The organism is Aquimarina sp. AU119 (assembly GCF_900312735.1).
Classification (GTDB): domain Bacteria; phylum Bacteroidota; class Bacteroidia; order Flavobacteriales; family Flavobacteriaceae; genus Aquimarina; species Aquimarina algiphila.
In genome coordinates this window covers 134,530-151,798 of the sequence record NZ_OMPF01000035.1, presented here as the reverse complement: position 1 = coordinate 151,798, position 17,269 = coordinate 134,530, and the positions used below count along the sequence as shown (strand labels likewise).

At 33.2% G+C, this 17,269-nt stretch carries 15 protein-coding genes, 1 tRNA gene and 1 pseudogene; 16 read left to right on the top strand and 1 reads right to left on the bottom strand.

What is annotated here, in order from left to right:
• Nucleotides 1-24 precede the first annotated feature (24 nt).
• The 9 genes and pseudogenes from DK442_RS25730 (at nt 25) to tnpA (ending at nt 9,516) form a co-directional block, all read left to right on the top strand.
• Nucleotides 25-1,230 carry an FtsW/RodA/SpoVE family cell cycle protein gene (locus tag DK442_RS25730; protein ID WP_109438785.1) on the top strand — a complete coding sequence of 402 codons (1,206 nt, stop codon included), beginning with the start codon at nt 25-27 and terminating at the stop codon, nt 1,228-1,230.
• Nucleotides 1,227-2,339 (top strand): undecaprenyldiphospho-muramoylpentapeptide beta-N-acetylglucosaminyltransferase, encoded by a 1,113-nt coding sequence (gene murG, locus DK442_RS25725; RefSeq protein WP_109438784.1) that lies wholly within the window; start codon nt 1,227-1,229, stop codon nt 2,337-2,339. The genes DK442_RS25730 and murG overlap by 4 nt, the downstream gene beginning before the upstream one ends.
• Nucleotides 2,340-2,347: 8 nt before the next feature.
• Complete coding sequence (murC, locus tag DK442_RS25720; RefSeq protein WP_109438783.1) at nt 2,348-3,694, top strand: UDP-N-acetylmuramate--L-alanine ligase; 1,347 nt, start codon at nt 2,348-2,350, stop codon at nt 3,692-3,694.
• Nucleotides 3,691-4,410 carry a cell division protein FtsQ/DivIB gene (locus DK442_RS25715; protein WP_109438782.1) on the top strand — a complete coding sequence of 240 codons (720 nt, stop codon included), beginning with the start codon at nt 3,691-3,693 and terminating at the stop codon, nt 4,408-4,410. The genes murC and DK442_RS25715 overlap by 4 nt, the downstream gene beginning before the upstream one ends.
• A gap of 7 nt (nt 4,411-4,417) precedes the next feature.
• On the top strand, nt 4,418-5,773 hold the full coding sequence (ftsA, locus tag DK442_RS25710; protein ID WP_109438781.1) for a cell division protein FtsA: 1,356 nt from the start codon (nt 4,418-4,420) through the stop codon (nt 5,771-5,773).
• Between the two features lie 199 nt (nt 5,774-5,972).
• The gene (ftsZ, locus tag DK442_RS25705; protein ID WP_109438780.1) at nt 5,973-7,955 is read left to right on the top strand and encodes a cell division protein FtsZ; all 1,983 of its coding nucleotides are present in this window, start codon (nt 5,973-5,975) and stop codon (nt 7,953-7,955) included.
• A gap of 126 nt (nt 7,956-8,081) precedes the next feature.
• Nucleotides 8,082-8,531: a GatB/YqeY domain-containing protein gene (locus DK442_RS25700; protein ID WP_109438779.1), complete on the top strand. Its 450-nt coding sequence runs from the start codon at nt 8,082-8,084 to the stop codon at nt 8,529-8,531.
• Between the two features lie 18 nt (nt 8,532-8,549).
• Nucleotides 8,550-8,623 (top strand) — tRNA-Arg (locus tag DK442_RS25695).
• 471 nt (nt 8,624-9,094) lie between these two features.
• Nucleotides 9,095-9,516, top strand: a pseudogene (gene tnpA, locus DK442_RS25690) (IS200/IS605 family transposase).
• Nucleotides 9,517-9,558: 42 nt separating this feature from the next.
• Here tnpA and DK442_RS25685 read toward each other — a convergent pair.
• Nucleotides 9,559-9,756: a hypothetical protein gene (locus tag DK442_RS25685; RefSeq protein WP_109438778.1), complete on the bottom strand. Its 198-nt coding sequence runs from the start codon at nt 9,754-9,756 to the stop codon at nt 9,559-9,561.
• A gap of 219 nt (nt 9,757-9,975) precedes the next feature.
• On the opposite strand from DK442_RS25685, the gene DK442_RS25680 reads away from it, so the two are divergent.
• From DK442_RS25680 to DK442_RS25640, 7 genes are all read left to right on the top strand, one after another.
• Nucleotides 9,976-10,707, top strand: a complete 732-nt coding sequence (locus DK442_RS25680) for a hypothetical protein (protein ID WP_109438777.1) — start codon at nt 9,976-9,978, stop codon at nt 10,705-10,707.
• A gap of 609 nt (nt 10,708-11,316) precedes the next feature.
• Complete coding sequence (locus DK442_RS25670; protein ID WP_109438775.1) at nt 11,317-12,075, top strand: sensor histidine kinase; 759 nt, start codon at nt 11,317-11,319, stop codon at nt 12,073-12,075.
• On the top strand, nt 12,075-12,752 hold the full coding sequence (locus DK442_RS25665) for a response regulator transcription factor (protein ID WP_109438774.1): 678 nt from the start codon (nt 12,075-12,077) through the stop codon (nt 12,750-12,752). The genes DK442_RS25670 and DK442_RS25665 overlap by 1 nt, the downstream gene beginning before the upstream one ends.
• Before the next feature lie 347 nt (nt 12,753-13,099).
• Nucleotides 13,100-13,795: a hypothetical protein gene (locus DK442_RS25660; protein WP_109438773.1), complete on the top strand. Its 696-nt coding sequence runs from the start codon at nt 13,100-13,102 to the stop codon at nt 13,793-13,795.
• 72 nt (nt 13,796-13,867) lie between these two features.
• Nucleotides 13,868-14,773, top strand: a complete 906-nt coding sequence (locus DK442_RS25655) for a lipase family protein (protein ID WP_109438772.1) — start codon at nt 13,868-13,870, stop codon at nt 14,771-14,773.
• A gap of 130 nt (nt 14,774-14,903) precedes the next feature.
• Nucleotides 14,904-15,083, top strand: a complete 180-nt coding sequence (locus tag DK442_RS25650; protein WP_160114363.1) for a hypothetical protein — start codon at nt 14,904-14,906, stop codon at nt 15,081-15,083.
• Between the two features lie 1,448 nt (nt 15,084-16,531).
• Nucleotides 16,532-17,266: a thioesterase II family protein gene (locus tag DK442_RS25640; protein ID WP_109438769.1), complete on the top strand. Its 735-nt coding sequence runs from the start codon at nt 16,532-16,534 to the stop codon at nt 17,264-17,266.
• Nucleotides 17,267-17,269 lie beyond the last annotated feature (3 nt).

Below are 17,269 nucleotides of genomic sequence, written 5' to 3'. Positions count from 1 at the left end.
TGAAGAATGAAATAATACATAATAATGACTAAAGTATTAGCAAATATAAAAGGAGATAAAATGATATGGGCAATCGCTGCTTTGCTGGCATTGTTTTCATTTCTACCTGTGTATAGCGCTAGTAGTAATTTGGCATACTTGTATGGTGGAGATGGAGATACCTTTAGTTTTTTGGTAAAACACTTTGTTCATCTCGTTTTAGGGTTTTTGATTATATATGGAGTACATAAAATACCATATCATTATTTTAAAGGACTTTCTATAATCATGATACCAATGGTAATCGTGTTGTTGTTGGTTACATTAGCACAGAATACTTCAGGAGGGGGGACAAATGCAAGTAGATGGATTCGTTTACCTTTTGTAGGAGTTGGTTTTCAGCCTTCTACTCTGGCAGCAGTAGTTTTGATGTCTTATGTAGCTAGATATCTTTCAAAAATTAAAAATGAATACGTTTCTTTTAAGGAAACATTATTGCCACTTTGGATGCCGGTTTTTCTGGTGCTTATGTTGATTTTACCAGCAAACTTTTCTACTGCAGCGATTATATTTTCTATGGTTATTATGTTGGTGTTTTTGGGAGGATATCCATTAAAATACATTTCGGTCATTTTAGGATCGGGGCTTTTGATACTTACTTTTTTTATTCTTTTTGCAAAGGCATTTCCAGGTGTTTTTCCAAATAGAGTTGATACTTGGGTAAGTAGAATAGAAAATTTTACTGATGATAAAGATACACAGGAGGATTATCAAATCGAGCGTGCAAAAATAGCTATCGCCAGAGGAGGAGTGATAGGAACAGGGCCTGGTAAAAGTGTACAGAGAAACTTTTTACCACAGTCATCATCAGATTTTATTTATGCCATAATAGTTGAGGAGTGGGGATTTGTAGGAGGTGTTTTTTTAATGCTGTTATATATATTGTTATTACTTAGGTTGGTCATTGTAGCTCATAAAAGTGTAGATGTTTTTGGGAAATTATTGGTTATCGGAGTTGGACTTCCCATTGTCTTTCAGGCACTAATAAATATGGGAGTAGCTGTAGAATTATTTCCGGTTACTGGGCAAACGCTTCCACTTATTAGTAGTGGAGGGACATCAATTTGGATGACGTGCCTAGCTATTGGTATTGTACTAAGTGTAAGTAGTAAAAGAGAAGCAATTATAAAAGAAGAGCAAATAAAAGAAAAGGAAGAAAATCCATTAGAAGTATTGAGTGAAGTTTTATGAGTAAAGGATTGAAGGTTATATTATCTGGAGGAGGAACAGGAGGGCATATCTATCCTGCAATTGCTATTGCAAATGAAATACGCAATAGATATCCTGATACTTCTGTTTTGTTTGTAGGAGCTAAAGACCGCATGGAAATGCAAAAAATACCTCAGGCAGGTTATGAAATTGTAGGGCTATGGATTAGTGGTATTCAAAGAAGGTTAACATTAAGTAATCTTTTGTTTCCTATTAAATTGATAAGTAGTCTTTGGAAATCTAAAAGAATAATTAAAAAATTTAACCCTGATATCGTTATTGGTACAGGAGGATTTGCAAGCGGACCATTGTTGAAAATGTCGAATTCGAGAAAAATTCCTACTGTGCTTCAGGAACAAAATTCTTTTCCCGGAATAACGAATAAATGGTTGTCAAAAGGAGCAAATAAAATTTGCGTTGCTTATGATGATATGGAACGTTTTTTTCCGAAAGAGAAAATAATAAAAACTGGTAATCCAGTACGTCAGGATTTGTTGCAGATTGAGGGTAAAAGAGAAGAAGCAATCAAAAAGTATGATCTAAGCAATGATAAGAAAACCATTTTAGTCTTGGGAGGCAGTTTGGGTGCAAGAAGAATTAATCAGTTAATCGAGAAAGAACTTGATTTTTTTGGTGAGAAAGAAGTACAGGTGCTTTGGCAATGTGGGAAGTTATATTATTCAGAATATAAAACATATAATGATCATAAGGATGTGCAAGTACATCAGTTTTTAGATACTATGGATTTGGCATATGCTGCAGCTGATATTATTATATCAAGAGCGGGAGCGAGCTCGGTTTCAGAATTATGTATTGTAGCAAAACCAACAGTGTTTATCCCATCTCCTAATGTAGCCGAGGATCATCAGACTAAAAATGCACAAGCTATTGTAGATCAAAATGGTGCAATAATGCTAAAAGAGAGTGAGTTGGATGTGAATTTTGAATCTGAAATTTCAGAATTGTTAACATCAAAAGATAAGCAGATAAAGCTTTCTAAAGCTATAAAAGTGTTAGCGTTGCCTAAAGCAACGTCTAGTATAGTAGATGAGATTGAAAAATTAATTGAAGATAAAATTACCAGGAATTAAAAGTGTAAATGAATACTAGTTTAGACAACATACAAAATATATATTTTATCGGTATTGGCGGTATTGGTATGAGTGCACTTGCTCGATATTTTAAATTCCTTGGTAAAAATGTAGGAGGATATGATAAAACGCCTACTCAGATTACTGTTGATTTACAGAAACTAGGTGTTGATATTCATTTCGAAGATAATATTGATCTTATTCCTAAAGTATTTTTAAATAAAGAAAATACATTGATTGTATATACTCCGGCTATTCCTAAGGATCATAAAGAATTTGTTTATGTGCAGGATAATGGATTTCTGATTCAGAAGAGAGCAGAGGTTCTGGGGATAATTACCAAAGATGTGTATACACTTGCGGTAGCTGGTACTCACGGTAAGACAACCACTACTGCAATTCTTGCTCATTTGCTTAAAGAAAGTGGGGCTAAGGTGACTGCATTTTTAGGAGGTATAAGCGAAAACTACAATTCTAATCTGGTATTAGAAGGAAATGAAGTTGTGGTGGTAGAGGCAGATGAATTTGATAGATCATTTTTGCAATTATACCCTGATATTGCAGCAATCACTTCGATGGATGCAGACCATTTGGATATTTATGAGGAAGAAAATGCATTAGAAGAATCATTTATAGAATTTTCATCCAAAGCAAAGGATCATCTTTTAGTGTGCAATGGATTGCCACTTTCGGGAATTACTTTCGGAATCGAAGATGACTCAGATTATTGTGCTCAGGATATAAAAATAGATAATGGAACATATATTTTTGATTTAAAAACTCCTCACGAACTCATTAGGGATTTGCATTTAAACCTGCCAGGTAGACACAACTTGTTAAATGCTATTACGGCCTTTGCTATAGCAACGCTTTACGGCTCCCCGACCGGGCCTTTGGCAAAGGCTTTATTTTCCTTTAAGGGGGTTCAAAGAAGGTTTAGTTATCAAATTAAAACAGATAATTTGGTGTATGTAGATGATTATGCACATCATCCAACAGAAATTAATGCCTTGCATCAGGCGGTACGAGAAATGCATCCTGATAAAAAGGTATTAGCGGTTTTTCAACCACATTTATATAGTAGAACAAGAGATTTTGCAGCAGATTTTGCAACAAGCCTAAGTCAGTTTGATCAATTGTTGCTTTTAGATATATATCCAGCCAGAGAATTGCCTATAGCAGGAGTAACCTCTGATTGGTTATTGGATATGATAAATATTGAGAATAAAAAAATAATAAAAAAAGAACATCTAATAAAAGAAATAACAGGAAGTAATGCCGAAGTTGTGTTAACAATAGGAGCAGGAGATATAGGAGAAGAAGTGAATGGCATAAAAGAAGCTTTGTTGGTATGAGGAATAAAATTTTGACATATTTAAAATTTGGAGGTCTGTTGATTTTGATTACCGTTCTTTTTGCATTTGCAAGTAAGCGAAATGAGCGCAGAAAGATTAAAGAAGTGCTTATAGAATTTATAGAAGAACAGGATCCATACATAAATGAATTGACGGTTAATAAATTGTTAATACAAAATCAGGAAAGAGTTACGAGCGTGGGTAAAGAAATTTTAGTTTTGAATACTGTAGAGCAAGAACTTGATGCACATGAAATGATTGAGCATTCTGATGTGTATCTTACTGTAAATGGAGAACTTAGGGCAAGAATCAAGCAACGCACCCCAATTGCTAGGGTTAACGCGGTTACTCCTTTTTATGTTGATGTTACGGGAAATACGATGCCTTTATCTGATAGTTATTCGGCTCATGTGCCGATTATACATAATGTATCAGAGAGAGAAGTCGCTCAGATTTTTCCTTTACTAAGAAAAATTCAGGAAGATGAGTTTTTAAAAAAGCATGTTGTAGGTGTTTATCTTGGTGCTGATGGAAATTATGAGTTAGAGTTACGTGTGTACAGGTTTAAGTTGATCGTTGGGAAAATAGAGAATTTAAATAATAAGATTAAAAATTTTAAGGCGTTTTATCAAAAAGCATTGCGAGATAAAAGCCTTGGGTCATATAAAAAAGTCAGTTTACAGTTTAGTAATCAAGTGGTGTGTACAATAAAATGATACCAATATGGAACGAGAAGTGAATGAAATAGCGGTAGGACTAGATATAGGAACAACTAAGATTGTTGCCATGGTAGGACGGTATAATGAATACGGGAAGATGGAGGTATTGGGAGTTGGTAAATCCAAAAGTTTAGGAGTGCACCGAGGTGTTGTAAATAATATAACACAAACAATTCAATCTATTCAACAAGCAATTCAGGAAGCAGAAAGTGTTTCGGGATTAAAAATTAATGATGTAACTGTTGGAATTGCTGGTCAGCATATTCGTAGTTTACAACATAGTGATTATATCACCAGACCTAATGCAGATGCTGTAATTGATGAAGATGATATAGAAAAATTGTGTAATCAAGTGCACAAGTTAGTAATGCTGCCAGGAGAGGAAATCTTACATGTATTACCTCAGGAGTATAAAGTAGATGGTCAAGCAGAGATAAAAGAACCAGTGGGGATGTATGGGGGAAGACTCGAAGCCAATTTTCATGTGGTAGTAGGGCAAGTGACTTCTATTCGCAATATAGGTAGATGTGTTAAAAGTTCAGGGTTAGAATTGTCTGATGTTACTTTAGAGCCTTTAGCTTCAGCAAATGCTGTATTAAGTCAGGAAGAGAAAGAAGCTGGTGTTGCTCTTATTGATATTGGAGGAGGAACAACAGATTTAGCCATTTTTAAAGATGGAATTATTCGTCATACAGCAGTAATTCCTTTTGGAGGAAATGTAATTACAGAGGATATCAAAGAAGGATGTTCTATCATCGAAAAACAAGCAGAGTTATTAAAAATAAAATTTGGATCTGCATGGCCAGGAGAAAATAAAGATAATGAGATTGTATCAATTCCTGGGTTAAGAGGTAGAGAGCCAAAAGAGATAACGTTAAAGAACTTGTCCAAAATTATTCATGCCAGAGTAGTGGAAATTATAGAACAGGTTTTTTTAGAAATCAAGAACTATGGACATGAATCTCCTAAGAAAAAATTAATTGCAGGAATTGTATTGACAGGAGGAGGGTCGCAACTTAAGCATTTAAAACAGCTTGTGGAGTATATTACAGGTATGGATACACGAATCGGATATCCTAATGAACATCTAGCCGGGAATAGTGATTCTGAAACTACAAGCCCTATGTATGCGACTGCCGTAGGGTTAGTAATGGATGGGCTGATTCATATTAAAAAACACAAAAAAACAGTTAAAAAAGAAACCTTGGCAAGTGCAGAAACTGCATCGCAACCTGAAGCAGCAGTAAATGAAAAAACAGTAGTTGAGGAAGAAAATCATAGGGTTGATTTAAAACCAAGAAAGAATATTTTAGAGAAGTGGACAGAAAAATTCAAGGAATTCCTTGATAATGCAGAATAGGACCGAGCGTAAAGAAATTGTCCTGAGGACAATTTTAGTGAGGTGCCAGCATTGAGGGGCAAGGGCGCGTAAAGAAATTGTCCTGAGGACAATTTTAGTGAGGTGCCAGCACTGAGGAGCAGGGGTAAATGAAGTTCCTCATAGAATAAAGAATAAAAATATATAAAGAATAAGTAGGAGAACCAGAAAATTAGCAATTATGAGTAAAAATGAGGAGTTTGAAAATATTTCGTTTGATTTGCCCAAAAATCAATCAAATGTAATTAAAGTGATTGGAGTAGGAGGAGGTGGTAGTAATGCCATCAATCATATGTTCTTACAAGGGATAAAAGGAGTTGACTTTGTGATTTGTAATACAGATGCACAGGCGTTAGAAAATAGCTCGATCCCTAATAAGATACAGTTAGGAGTTTCGCTTACAGAAGGATTAGGTGCTGGTGCCAATCCAGAGGTAGGAGAACAATCTGCTGTTGAGAGTTATGAAGAGATAAAAACAATGTTGGACACGAATACCAAGATGATTTTTATCACCGCAGGTATGGGTGGTGGAACTGGTACAGGTGCTGCTCCTATTATTGCCAAAATGGCTAAGGAGTTAGATATTCTAACAGTAGGTATTGTAACGATTCCTTTTCAATTTGAAGGACGTATGCGTAATGAACAAGCTCAGTTGGGAGTAGAGCGACTTCGTGCACATGTGGATTCTTTAATCGTGATTAATAACAATAAATTGCGAGAAGTATATGGTAACTTAGGATTTAAAGCTGGTTTCTCCAAAGCCGATGAAGTTCTTGCTACTGCATCTCGAGGTATAGCCGAAGTAATTACACATCACTATACACAAAATATAGATTTACGTGATGCTAAAACGGTTCTAAGTAATAGTGGTACAGCAATTATGGGGTCTGCTAGTGCCTCTGGTAATAAACGCGCTCATGATGCTATTGTAAAAGCATTAGATTCACCATTACTTAACGATAATAAAATTACCGGGGCTAAAAATGTGTTACTGTTAATCGTATCCGGTAAAGAAGAAATTACAATTGATGAAATTGGAGAGATCAATGATCATATCCAACAGGAAGCTGGTCATGGAGCCAATATTATTATGGGAGTTGGAGAAGATGAATCTTTAGAAGAAGCAATTTCGGTAACTATTATTGCTACCGGATTTGATGTAGAGCAGCAGGATGAAATTGTGAATACTGAAACTAAGAAAATAATCCATACGTTAGAAGACGAACAAAGAGCAGCAACACAAAACTTGTCCCCAAAATCAACAAGTAGCGCTGTTACTCCTTTGAGATCTCCTGTGCCAAAGAAAGAAGAAGAAAAAAAAGAACCTTTGATCATTAAGCACGAATTGATAGAAGATGAAGAAGTAGATGAAGATAATCCATTAATACCGACTTCAGATTTGTTGAAAAATATAGATGTGTCGTATGAGGTTGTTGATGCGTTCTCTTCAGAAAATGATTTTGTGATCATTAATGCACAGGATATTATTAAGCAAATAGAAGTTAATGATGAAGAGGAAATAAGTGCAGCAGAAGATAAAGAAGATCAGTTTGCTTTAGCATTTGATATGCCTGTTGGAGGAAACAAAGAAGAACGCGAGCAAGAACCAATTGCTCCGATAGAGGTTCATGAAGAAAAGAAAAATGAAGAGGAAGAACAACCAATAATTTTTGATTTGAGTGATGATATTCTAGATTTAGAAGTTAAAGATCCAATAGAGGTTGTTCCGACGGGAGAGGCAATATCTGGGGGAGGCCGTAGATATAGTCTAGAAGAATATATGGAAGAGGAAAAACGACTATCAGAAGCAAAACCTGCAGGGGTAATAGAGGAAGAGGAAATCGTTTTAGAAAAGAAAACTGTAGCTCCTTCTCCAGAAACAGAAATACAGGAAAATGTAGACCCTGTTGATCAACCTATTTCTGAAACCTTAAAAGCTAGAGCCGCAGAACGTAGAGCAAAAATGAAAGAGTTTAATTATAAATTCAGAAATAGCTCTAATATAGATGATATTGAGAAGGAACCCGCTTATAAAAGAGCTGGAATTGATGTAGATGCTAAGCCTGATGATGCTGGATTATCCAGAACCTCATTGGGTACTGATAGTAATGACGATATACAATTGCGCAAAAACAATTCTTTTCTACATGATAATGTAGATTAAAAGATGTTTTAATTGATATCTGGTGCAAGCTAGAATCCATAAAAAGTTATAGATAACCGATAATCTACTCTTTGATTATCGGTTTATTTTTTATCTTCGCAATCCAAAAGATCAAAATCAAATAAGATGAGTTTAGAGCAAAAAGTAATGACCGCAATGAAAGAAGCTATGAAAGCTAAAGATACCAATGCATTAACATCATTACGTGCTATAAAATCTGCTATTTTGTTAGCTAAGACAGAAAGTGGAGTACAAGAAGAGCTTTCTGAAGAACAAGAATTGAAATTATTGCAAAAGCAAGTGAAACAACGTAAAGATAGTGCAGGAATCTTTACAGAACAAGGTAGAACTGATTTGGCAGAACCAGAATTGGCACAGGCAGCGGTAATAGAGCAATTCTTACCTGAGCAATTAGGAGAAGAAGAGATTGAAAAAGTAGTCGTTGATATTATTGCGAAGACTGGCGCAGAAGGTATGAAGGATATGGGTAAAGTAATGGGGATGGCTAATGCAGAACTTACAGGAAAAGCAGACGGAAAAACAATATCTACCATAGTAAAAAGTAAATTATCATAAGAAATTAAAAATTAAACAGGCCCAGTGGCGCAACTGAATAGCGCATCAGATTTCGGCTCTGAGGGTTGGGGGTTTGAATCCCTCCTGGGTCACATCAAGCAAGAAACCACGCCATTTGGCGTGGTTCTTTATTTTATGGAAAAGCCAAACGTAGTTTGAAGCTTTGGAATAAAATAAAGAACTAGAGCGATAGCTCGTGGTTTCTTATTTGCAGTAGTGAGTGTAATGGGATCAACGCTAGTTAATCCCTCCTGGGTCAATTTTAAGACAATTTTACCAAAGCCAGACAATTTTGTCTGGCTTTCTTTTTATTATAACTTATTGATATATAGTTTGCTATTTCCATAATAGGGTTTGTCTTTAAAGTTTTAATTTTGTCTTTTTTCTTACTATACAAAATCCCTTCGGGGAATAATAATTTTTGCAACCGTTATTTCTCATTGTAGATACTTAACTTCCATGATTTATCGAGGTTAGGCTTCATCGGTCTCAGATTTGGGTGAAAGCCCTGCAATTTCATTGCAACACTTTTAGTAGTTCGAATATATATATATTAGATTTAGATGGATTTTAAAATACGAAAAGGTTCTCATACAGTAAGTCGATTGACCTATCATATAGTTTGGTCTACTAAGTAATAGGTATAAAGTTCTACGTGGCGATATTCAAATACGTTATAGAGAACTTTTAATTCAAATTTGCTGAGATATTGAAAAGTGTTGTTAGTACAGACCACGTTCATATGCACATTGAATATGCTCCAAAGTTGATTGTTAGTTATATAGTAAAACAATTGAAAGGTAGGACATCAAGGAAGTTACAACAAGAATTTCTAAGCATATAAGATTGTTATTGAGGGAAGCATTTTTTGGCAAATGGCTATGGTGTTTGGAGTACAAGGAATATTACAGATAAGATGGTTAATGAATATCTAGAGTATCATCGTCGGGGTAATAATGATGATTCCAATTTAATATTGGAATAGGCTTAGAGACTTTAGTCCCTTGCGAAAACGAACCCCTGCACTTTAAGTGCAAGGTGGTTTAGTGCTAATAAATTCTTCAAAGTTTACATCGATACTCCAACTCAACTTGTTTTTAGAATTTGATTTAACTTCAGAATTATCTGCTTCCAAATGTTGCACCAATAATTTTTTAAGAATGGAGATGAAATCTATGAAGATACATATTCTTTCACTTTTATAAATTATTGGGTTATTATTCATTTTTGTTTTTTTGGAATTAATACTAAAAAAAGTACAAATAAAAAGGTATATATTCTGCAATAGGTCTGAAAATAAATTAGTTATATTTTTTCAAGGGTATAGAGTTGGATGATTCAGATGTAGTTACATCAAAAATGCACATCTGATTGTGTAATATTTAAGTATCTTTGATTTAATCACTCTATTGTATTACTCAACTCTTAAAACAATTTAAAGACAATGCAGTTAGAAAGTATCAAAAAAGCCATTAGAGAATGGGGAATTTTAAGACAATCTGAAAAAGCTTCCACAGATTTTCTTGGTCAGGGTTCATTATTCCATATTGATGTCAAAAAAGTATTAAAGGTTTCACCAAGAATCGATCCGATTGTTCCTACATATGTTCATGCCTATCTTGGCGTACATGAGGGGAAGTTATTATTCTTTTTAATGAATAATATAATGGACAGTGAAAGTGAATTCGGTAAAGAAGGAGAAAGAATTGAAGATTTCATAATTGTAGAAGAAGCTAAATATATGGACCAAGATCTATTCGGTCCTTTTATTACCACTTCTCAGTCTAGATATTTTAATAGCACAGATGCCATCCCATCTAATGAAGCAATTACAAGAATCATTCACTGGTCTGTGCTTAAAGATAAATGGATCAATAGTGCTATAACAACGCCAAATGGCCTTTTTGAGGCTTTTGTTATTCCTTCTACTGATTTAGAAAAAGAAACTGAAGTTTTTGCTTTGTTTGGACTTAAGAAAAAGAAACTCTATCACTACCCCGAAGCAGAGTTGATAATATGGAATGAAACAAATGGCTTTTTATTATCTAACTCTGAAGTAGAATCTTCATTTGATGATATTGTTCGCCCTGTTCCTCCATTTGGTCAGGGGACTATTGCTCCCCAAAATTTTCATTTAATGCAGGTTTCAGAATTGTCAAGAAATGTTGCTCCATGATGTTCTTGAAATAGTTCTTTACCTATCTCCGATCACTTTGATATTTGGAATAGGACTAGGATTATATCATTACAAACATCTAACGTCAGTATATAAATTACTTATTGTTTATTTTGTTTTTGGGCTTCTGACAGATTTGATAAGTAGACTCCTTGATACTTTATATGGAAATAACCTATTGATAATACCAATATATGGATTAATAGAACTAATTATATTTTCATGGATGTATTATAGATATTTGCTAAGGGACAAACGTTCTATTTTACTCCCTTTAATAATCATTTCTTTTGCCATTATTGTTATAGATATCATTCATGTTTCTGCACAAAGCCCAGAACAATTCCAATCATACGGAATAGTAATGGGAGATATTTCCATTATTATATATACATTTCTTTTTTATGGAAATGTGCTTAATGAAAAAGAAGAAAAGACACATATATATATGTCATTAAATGCGACATTACTGTTGTTTTTTTCGGTTAACCTGTTGTTATACTTACCTATCAACTTGTTAATCAATATTAATTCGGAGGTAAAATTTTATTTCTGGGCAATTAATTTTGTCATTACGGTAATGTTTTACTCATTTCTTATCTACTTAATATGGAAAAATGGCAAGAACCCGAAACTCTCATACTTTGGTTGAGTATCTCACTACTTGTGATTACCTCTTTCGCATTGGCTATTATAGTATTTACTCGTCTTTATTTCAAAAGGATACTCAAATCAAAAGCCTTGCTTATAGAGACAAAATTAGAACATCAAAAAGTATTAACGCATATCAGTATTGAGATTTTAGAGCGAGAACGAAGCAGAATTGCTCTGGAATTACATGATGCACTGATCAATAAATTAAATGTAATACTTCTTATTTTTTCTTCACGCGATCTTGAAAAACACTTTGAAAATAGTATAGTAGAGTGTATCTCACTTACAAGACAACTATCTCATAACCTCAAGCCGCCATTTATCGAAGAATTATCCCTTTATGAATTATTGAAAAGTTTATTTTTGCCACTAAAATCATCATATCAAGTAGGGTACACCCTATTACGGTATAATACTAATATCACGCTATTATCGGAGCAAAAATTACATCTGTTAAGAGTGGTACAAGAAATCATTAATAATATCATCAAACATGCTCAGGCCACAGAAATATATTTTTATTTACGTATATCAAATACTACAACAGCATTAAAAATTAGCGATAATGGAGTTGGATTTGATACTCTCAAGATTCAAGGTTTAGGATTGCAAAACATTGAACTTCGTTTGCAAATATTAAATGGTGTGTATAAATTTAAGTCAAATCAAAAAGGTACAACTTTTATTGCCTGTGCCCCATTAACCCAAGAATAATGAGCAAACCTATTTCATTAGCAATAGTTGATGATGACAGTCTTTTAGTATCATTATTGACTTCCTTTTTTGAAAGTCATAATATGTTGGTGAGTATATGTGCTAAAAATGGGATAGAGTTTTTTAATGAACTAAAAAATATAGAATCTGTTCCGGATATTGTGGTGTTAGATCTTCGTATGAAAAAAATGGATGGTATGGAAATATTGGAATTACTAAAAAATGATTTCCCTGAAGTGAAGGTTGCTGTTATTTCTTCATATTACAGTAACTCCTCTATAGGTTTTATGCTTAAGGCAGGAGTCAACGCGTTTTTACCTAAAGGCATATTACCAGAGCAACTATTGGAAGCAATTCATGAAATAGATCAAAAGGATTTTTACTTTACCTCAGAACAAATAGAAGTACTAAGACATCAGTTGCCTGAAAACCCTTCTGCAAAACCCCAAATTGTAAAGCATGATCAAATCTCAAAAAGAGAATTCGAAGTGTTGGACTTAATTTGTATGCAATATACTGCAAAGGAAATAGGAGAAAAACTCTTTATAACACAACGCACAGTAGAAGGACATCGAACCAACTTATTATTAAAAACGGGTGTCAAAAATACCGCGGGTTTAGTCATTTATGCGGTAAGAGAAAACTTATTTGATCCCTCAAAATTAGTACTATATTAATTTGAATAAGTATTAATACACTATCCTCTATTTTTCTTCTGTTTAGTAAATTATAAAGACATCAAAAGTTAAAATGGTCTAACTATTCAGGAGTAATCCTGAGATATTGATATTGTTATATCTCTTTATATTTTTTGCCACTTTATCTATTAATCTTTTTAAGCACGTATTTTTACCTGTTTTTCTTAATACAGTAATTCTACGCTGATTTTTATAAGAGATTCGTATCACCTTTGTCATGTATTAAGATGCTCGTCACCCTTAATAAAGAAACGTTTCACACTAATTAGACGCAGGTATAAAAAATACCTGGAAATAAATTAATAATCATTTTAAAATTTAGAATTATGAACAATGACAATTCAAGTGCAATAAAAGATACATCATTAAAGGGTGTTTCTGCAATTCCACAACTTTTCTCTTATGTTAATGACAGTATGAGTATTTTTGTAAACGGTACACCACCAACACCAGACTCAACAATAGCTGGATCTATGGTAAGTGATACTAATAAACCTGGTAGTATCGCGTTTGTAGCTACTCCGAATACTCAAAGTAGTACACAAACAATGATCACTAATATTGTTAGTAACAACAGTGCACCTTCTAATAGAGCTTTTAACTTTATGTTACCACCAAAAGCACTACAAGAAAGTAGACCTGGTCAGATTTGCTTACAAGTACTTCCTATTACTACATCTTTGTCTAATGCAGATAGTCCATTACTCCATAATGGGCAAGGAAGTGGTAACTTGATTCCAATTATTGTTGGCCCGTCATCTGTAAGTTTAGCCCAACCATTGACAACCGAAGAAATGAAGCTTGCTGGTTTTAAGGAAGATCTTGGAGTTGATTGGGGAGGATTATTAAACGGTGTAACGAAAGCTATTCCTGTAATAGCTGATACTGGATTAAAAATTTATAATGAGCTCTCTTCAAGCAGTCAAAGTGACACCAAGTCGGGTGTAAAAGTAGAAGGTATCTTTTCGAGTATAGGATCGGTTATTGATACGGCAATACCATTTGCCGCAGCATTACTTTAAATCTAATCATTAAACCCTATCGGTACAAATCCATATGTGCATGATAGGGTTTATCTTTCAAAATATAAAATCATGAATAATAAAATACAAGATCCGGCAGGGGCACACGTTTTTGGTTATAATGGGGAGTATTCTTCTTCTTTTAACTTTCAAAACATAAATACTTATAACCCTATTAATAATTACCTTTTTGCACAGCTATGTGGGCTTATTTACGCTGATATAGGAAGTATCAACGAACAAGTGAATCTATGGAATGCTAAAAGTCCCTCATTAAACTTGATTGTAGATATCAAAGATGTAGACAGTTTTAGATTTATGGTGCTCTCTAATCAAGATTTTGTTATTGTTGTTTTTAGGGGCTCGTCTAATCTAGCCAACTGGCTGGCAGATTTTGATATTATCCTTACACCATTTGAGAATATGAAAAATAATCTTGTGCATCAAGGTTTTTATTTTAGTGTATTATCAATGTTAGATGAACTTCAAGAAGTAGTTGCAAAACGAAAAAACAATGCACAAAACATGTATATAACAGGCCACAGTCTTGGAGCAGCGCAAGCAATTATTTCGGCATTTGCTTGTCCATTTCTATCAGATTTTGTTAGCGTTACTACTTTTGGAGAGCCTAAAATAGGAGATAGTGGACTCATTACATGTTTTAACTCAAAACTACAAAGTTGTCCTCCTTCAGGGCAAAGTAAGCTTTATAGAGTTGTAAATGGTTGGGATCCTATACCTAGCCTTCCTTTATTTTATAAAACTCAATTTTATTACCATGAAGGGTGCTTCTACCTATATGCAAAAAGTGAAGGTGATCATTATGATGTAAAGAATACATCAACACCATTGAATCCAGATCTTATTGACCATTTTCCAATAGGGCAACAGGAAATACTAGAATGGCGTATTAATTACCATGCAATTGGACTTTATATCAGTAATGCACTGGCAAATATTGATAATTCTGTTTTCTAATTAAAGAATAACTTAAATACATTAATAAATATCTAACCTTGATGATTTTGTAAACTCAATTATTTTTTTTCGCAAAACATCAGTAAATACCACTTTGGGGAGTTTTGAAATAAAAACCAAACAGCAAGAATTGATTTTTCCTAAAGGTTTAATGATTAATCCAGAAAACAGACAATATCGAACCAACGAAATCAATTTTTTATTTGCTCTAAATGCAACAATAAGAAGGAATATGGGGATTTCTAAAAAGTCCTATTTAGTAGCGGGAGCAGGACTCAAACCTGGGACTTTCGGGATTATGAGTCTATAGGTTTGTCAGTAGCACTAATTAATCCTTATTTACATATATGAAAATTATTAACTTATGTTAAAATGATTTCAATAGTAAAGCACGCTAATCTTTGTCTTAAAAACAATTTAATTCATTGGTTTTAAGTGGTTAAAAGGGTAGGGTGTTTATTTGCAAACATATTTATCTTTTTCAAATCTTGCACCAAAAAGTTTGAACTCTGAGGGTTCTGAGGCACATCAAGCAAGAAACCACGCCATTTGGCGTGGTTTCTTATTTGCAGTAGTGAGTGTAATGGGATCAACGCTAGTTAATCCCTCCTGGATCACTTTTAAGACAATTTTTACCGAAGCGAGACAATGTTGTCTTGCTTTTTTACATCATACAATATTCTTTAAGAGATTATATGATGTAAACAGGAAATATAAAACAATTTATTCAGATAGCATTTTTAGTATTTCTAATCAATAAACATTTTATTTTAATTCTAAAAAGCCTGGCAATACGAGAGATTTTAAAACCTAATTTGAGAAAAATTGGTTTAATAGAATGTACATTAATCTCCCTAAAAGTAATAAGTTAATTAAATATCCAAAATTGTACTACTCAGGTTTCTTTTTAGAAATGAAGTCATTGTAATGTGTTGATTTTTATTTTTTTAAAAATAAAATGTATATCAAATTACAACATGGAATTTATAAATTTCAGGAAAGTTTTCTTGCTGAGGTATTACCATTAAAATATCTTTAAATGGGATTTAAAAATTACTTGATGATATCTGTTGTTTGATGTTATAGTCATTTTTTGAGTTTACAATATGTTAATATTCATATGATTAACTTATTAATGACAAGTGTTAATATTGGATAATTCTATCATTAAAAAAAAGAGTATTAAAACTTGAAAAAAGTACAGTAACTATTTTGGAAAACAAACCTTTAAGTATTGAAGGAGGTTATTTACCTCTTGCTAGTAGACGTATAATATGTAATGTGACCAATATAAAGACATCAAAAATTTTATGTTAGAATATTACAGATTATCAATAATTATTAATCCAAAAATGTTTTTTGTTTACAACACTTACTTTCCAACCCTATTTAAAGTTGTAAAAGAGTTAAAATATTTTTGCTGTAATAGTTTTAGGGTACAATTAATAGGGCTTCATGCCTTAAAACCCCTTCTAATTTTTTGATAGAAACTTTAAATGTTTAACGCTATAGATTATATCAAGTAAAAAACTTGTGACTACCTCATTAGTAAATATTGGATTGTATACCGTCTGAGGTGGTTGAGGGAGGTAATCGTTGATAAATATGTTGTAATGGAGCTTTTTGTTGTAAAGAAAGCTCTGGAAAAAAATAAAAATAAGTAAAAAAATCAGGTAACATTTTTTTACAAGATACATTAATAGAATATCAGGCAATAATGAATTATTAATACATTTTATGTAATACTATTTTTTGTTTATGAGCAATATCTTTTTAAAAGGGGCTAAAGAAAATCAAGGGGATGAATCTAAAATTTTTTTCTTTCCACATAGTGGAAGCGGTCCTGGATTATATATGAACTGGGGGAAATATTTAGAGGGATTTGAAGTAATAGGCGTTCAATATCCGGGCAGAGGTTCGAGAATAGCAGAAGAGTTTAGTAAAACTCTGGAGGAGCTTGTGACATCAATTTTTAATAGTTTGGATTGGAAATCAATTTCTGGAAATTTCTTTTTTTTTGGTCACAGTCTTGGGGCTCTTATAGCGTATGAACTTGCTAAAAAAATTGAAAAAAATAATTTACCAACTCCAAAATCTATCATAGTATCTGCGCTACCATCTCCTATTTCTAATTCTTATAAAGATAGAGTGAAAATTGTAGATGAAGTAGAATTAATTGATATGATGTACAGTTTATCTGAAGAACTTGCTGAAGAGTTTACTAAAGATAAAGACCTGATAGCACTCTATGTGGAGATCGTTAATGCAGATATTGCTCTTTTAGGAACTCATACTCCATCTGCAAATGATACATTAGATACAGATATTCATGTTTTTGGAGGAACCGAAGATTCTATAGCGATTAATGCTTTAGAAACTTGGCAGGAGCATACTTTATCAAATTTCTCACTGCATCTTTTTAATGGAGGGCATTTTTATTATCAAAAAAACTTTGATGCATTTATCAATACACTTAAAACTATTCTAAAATGAACA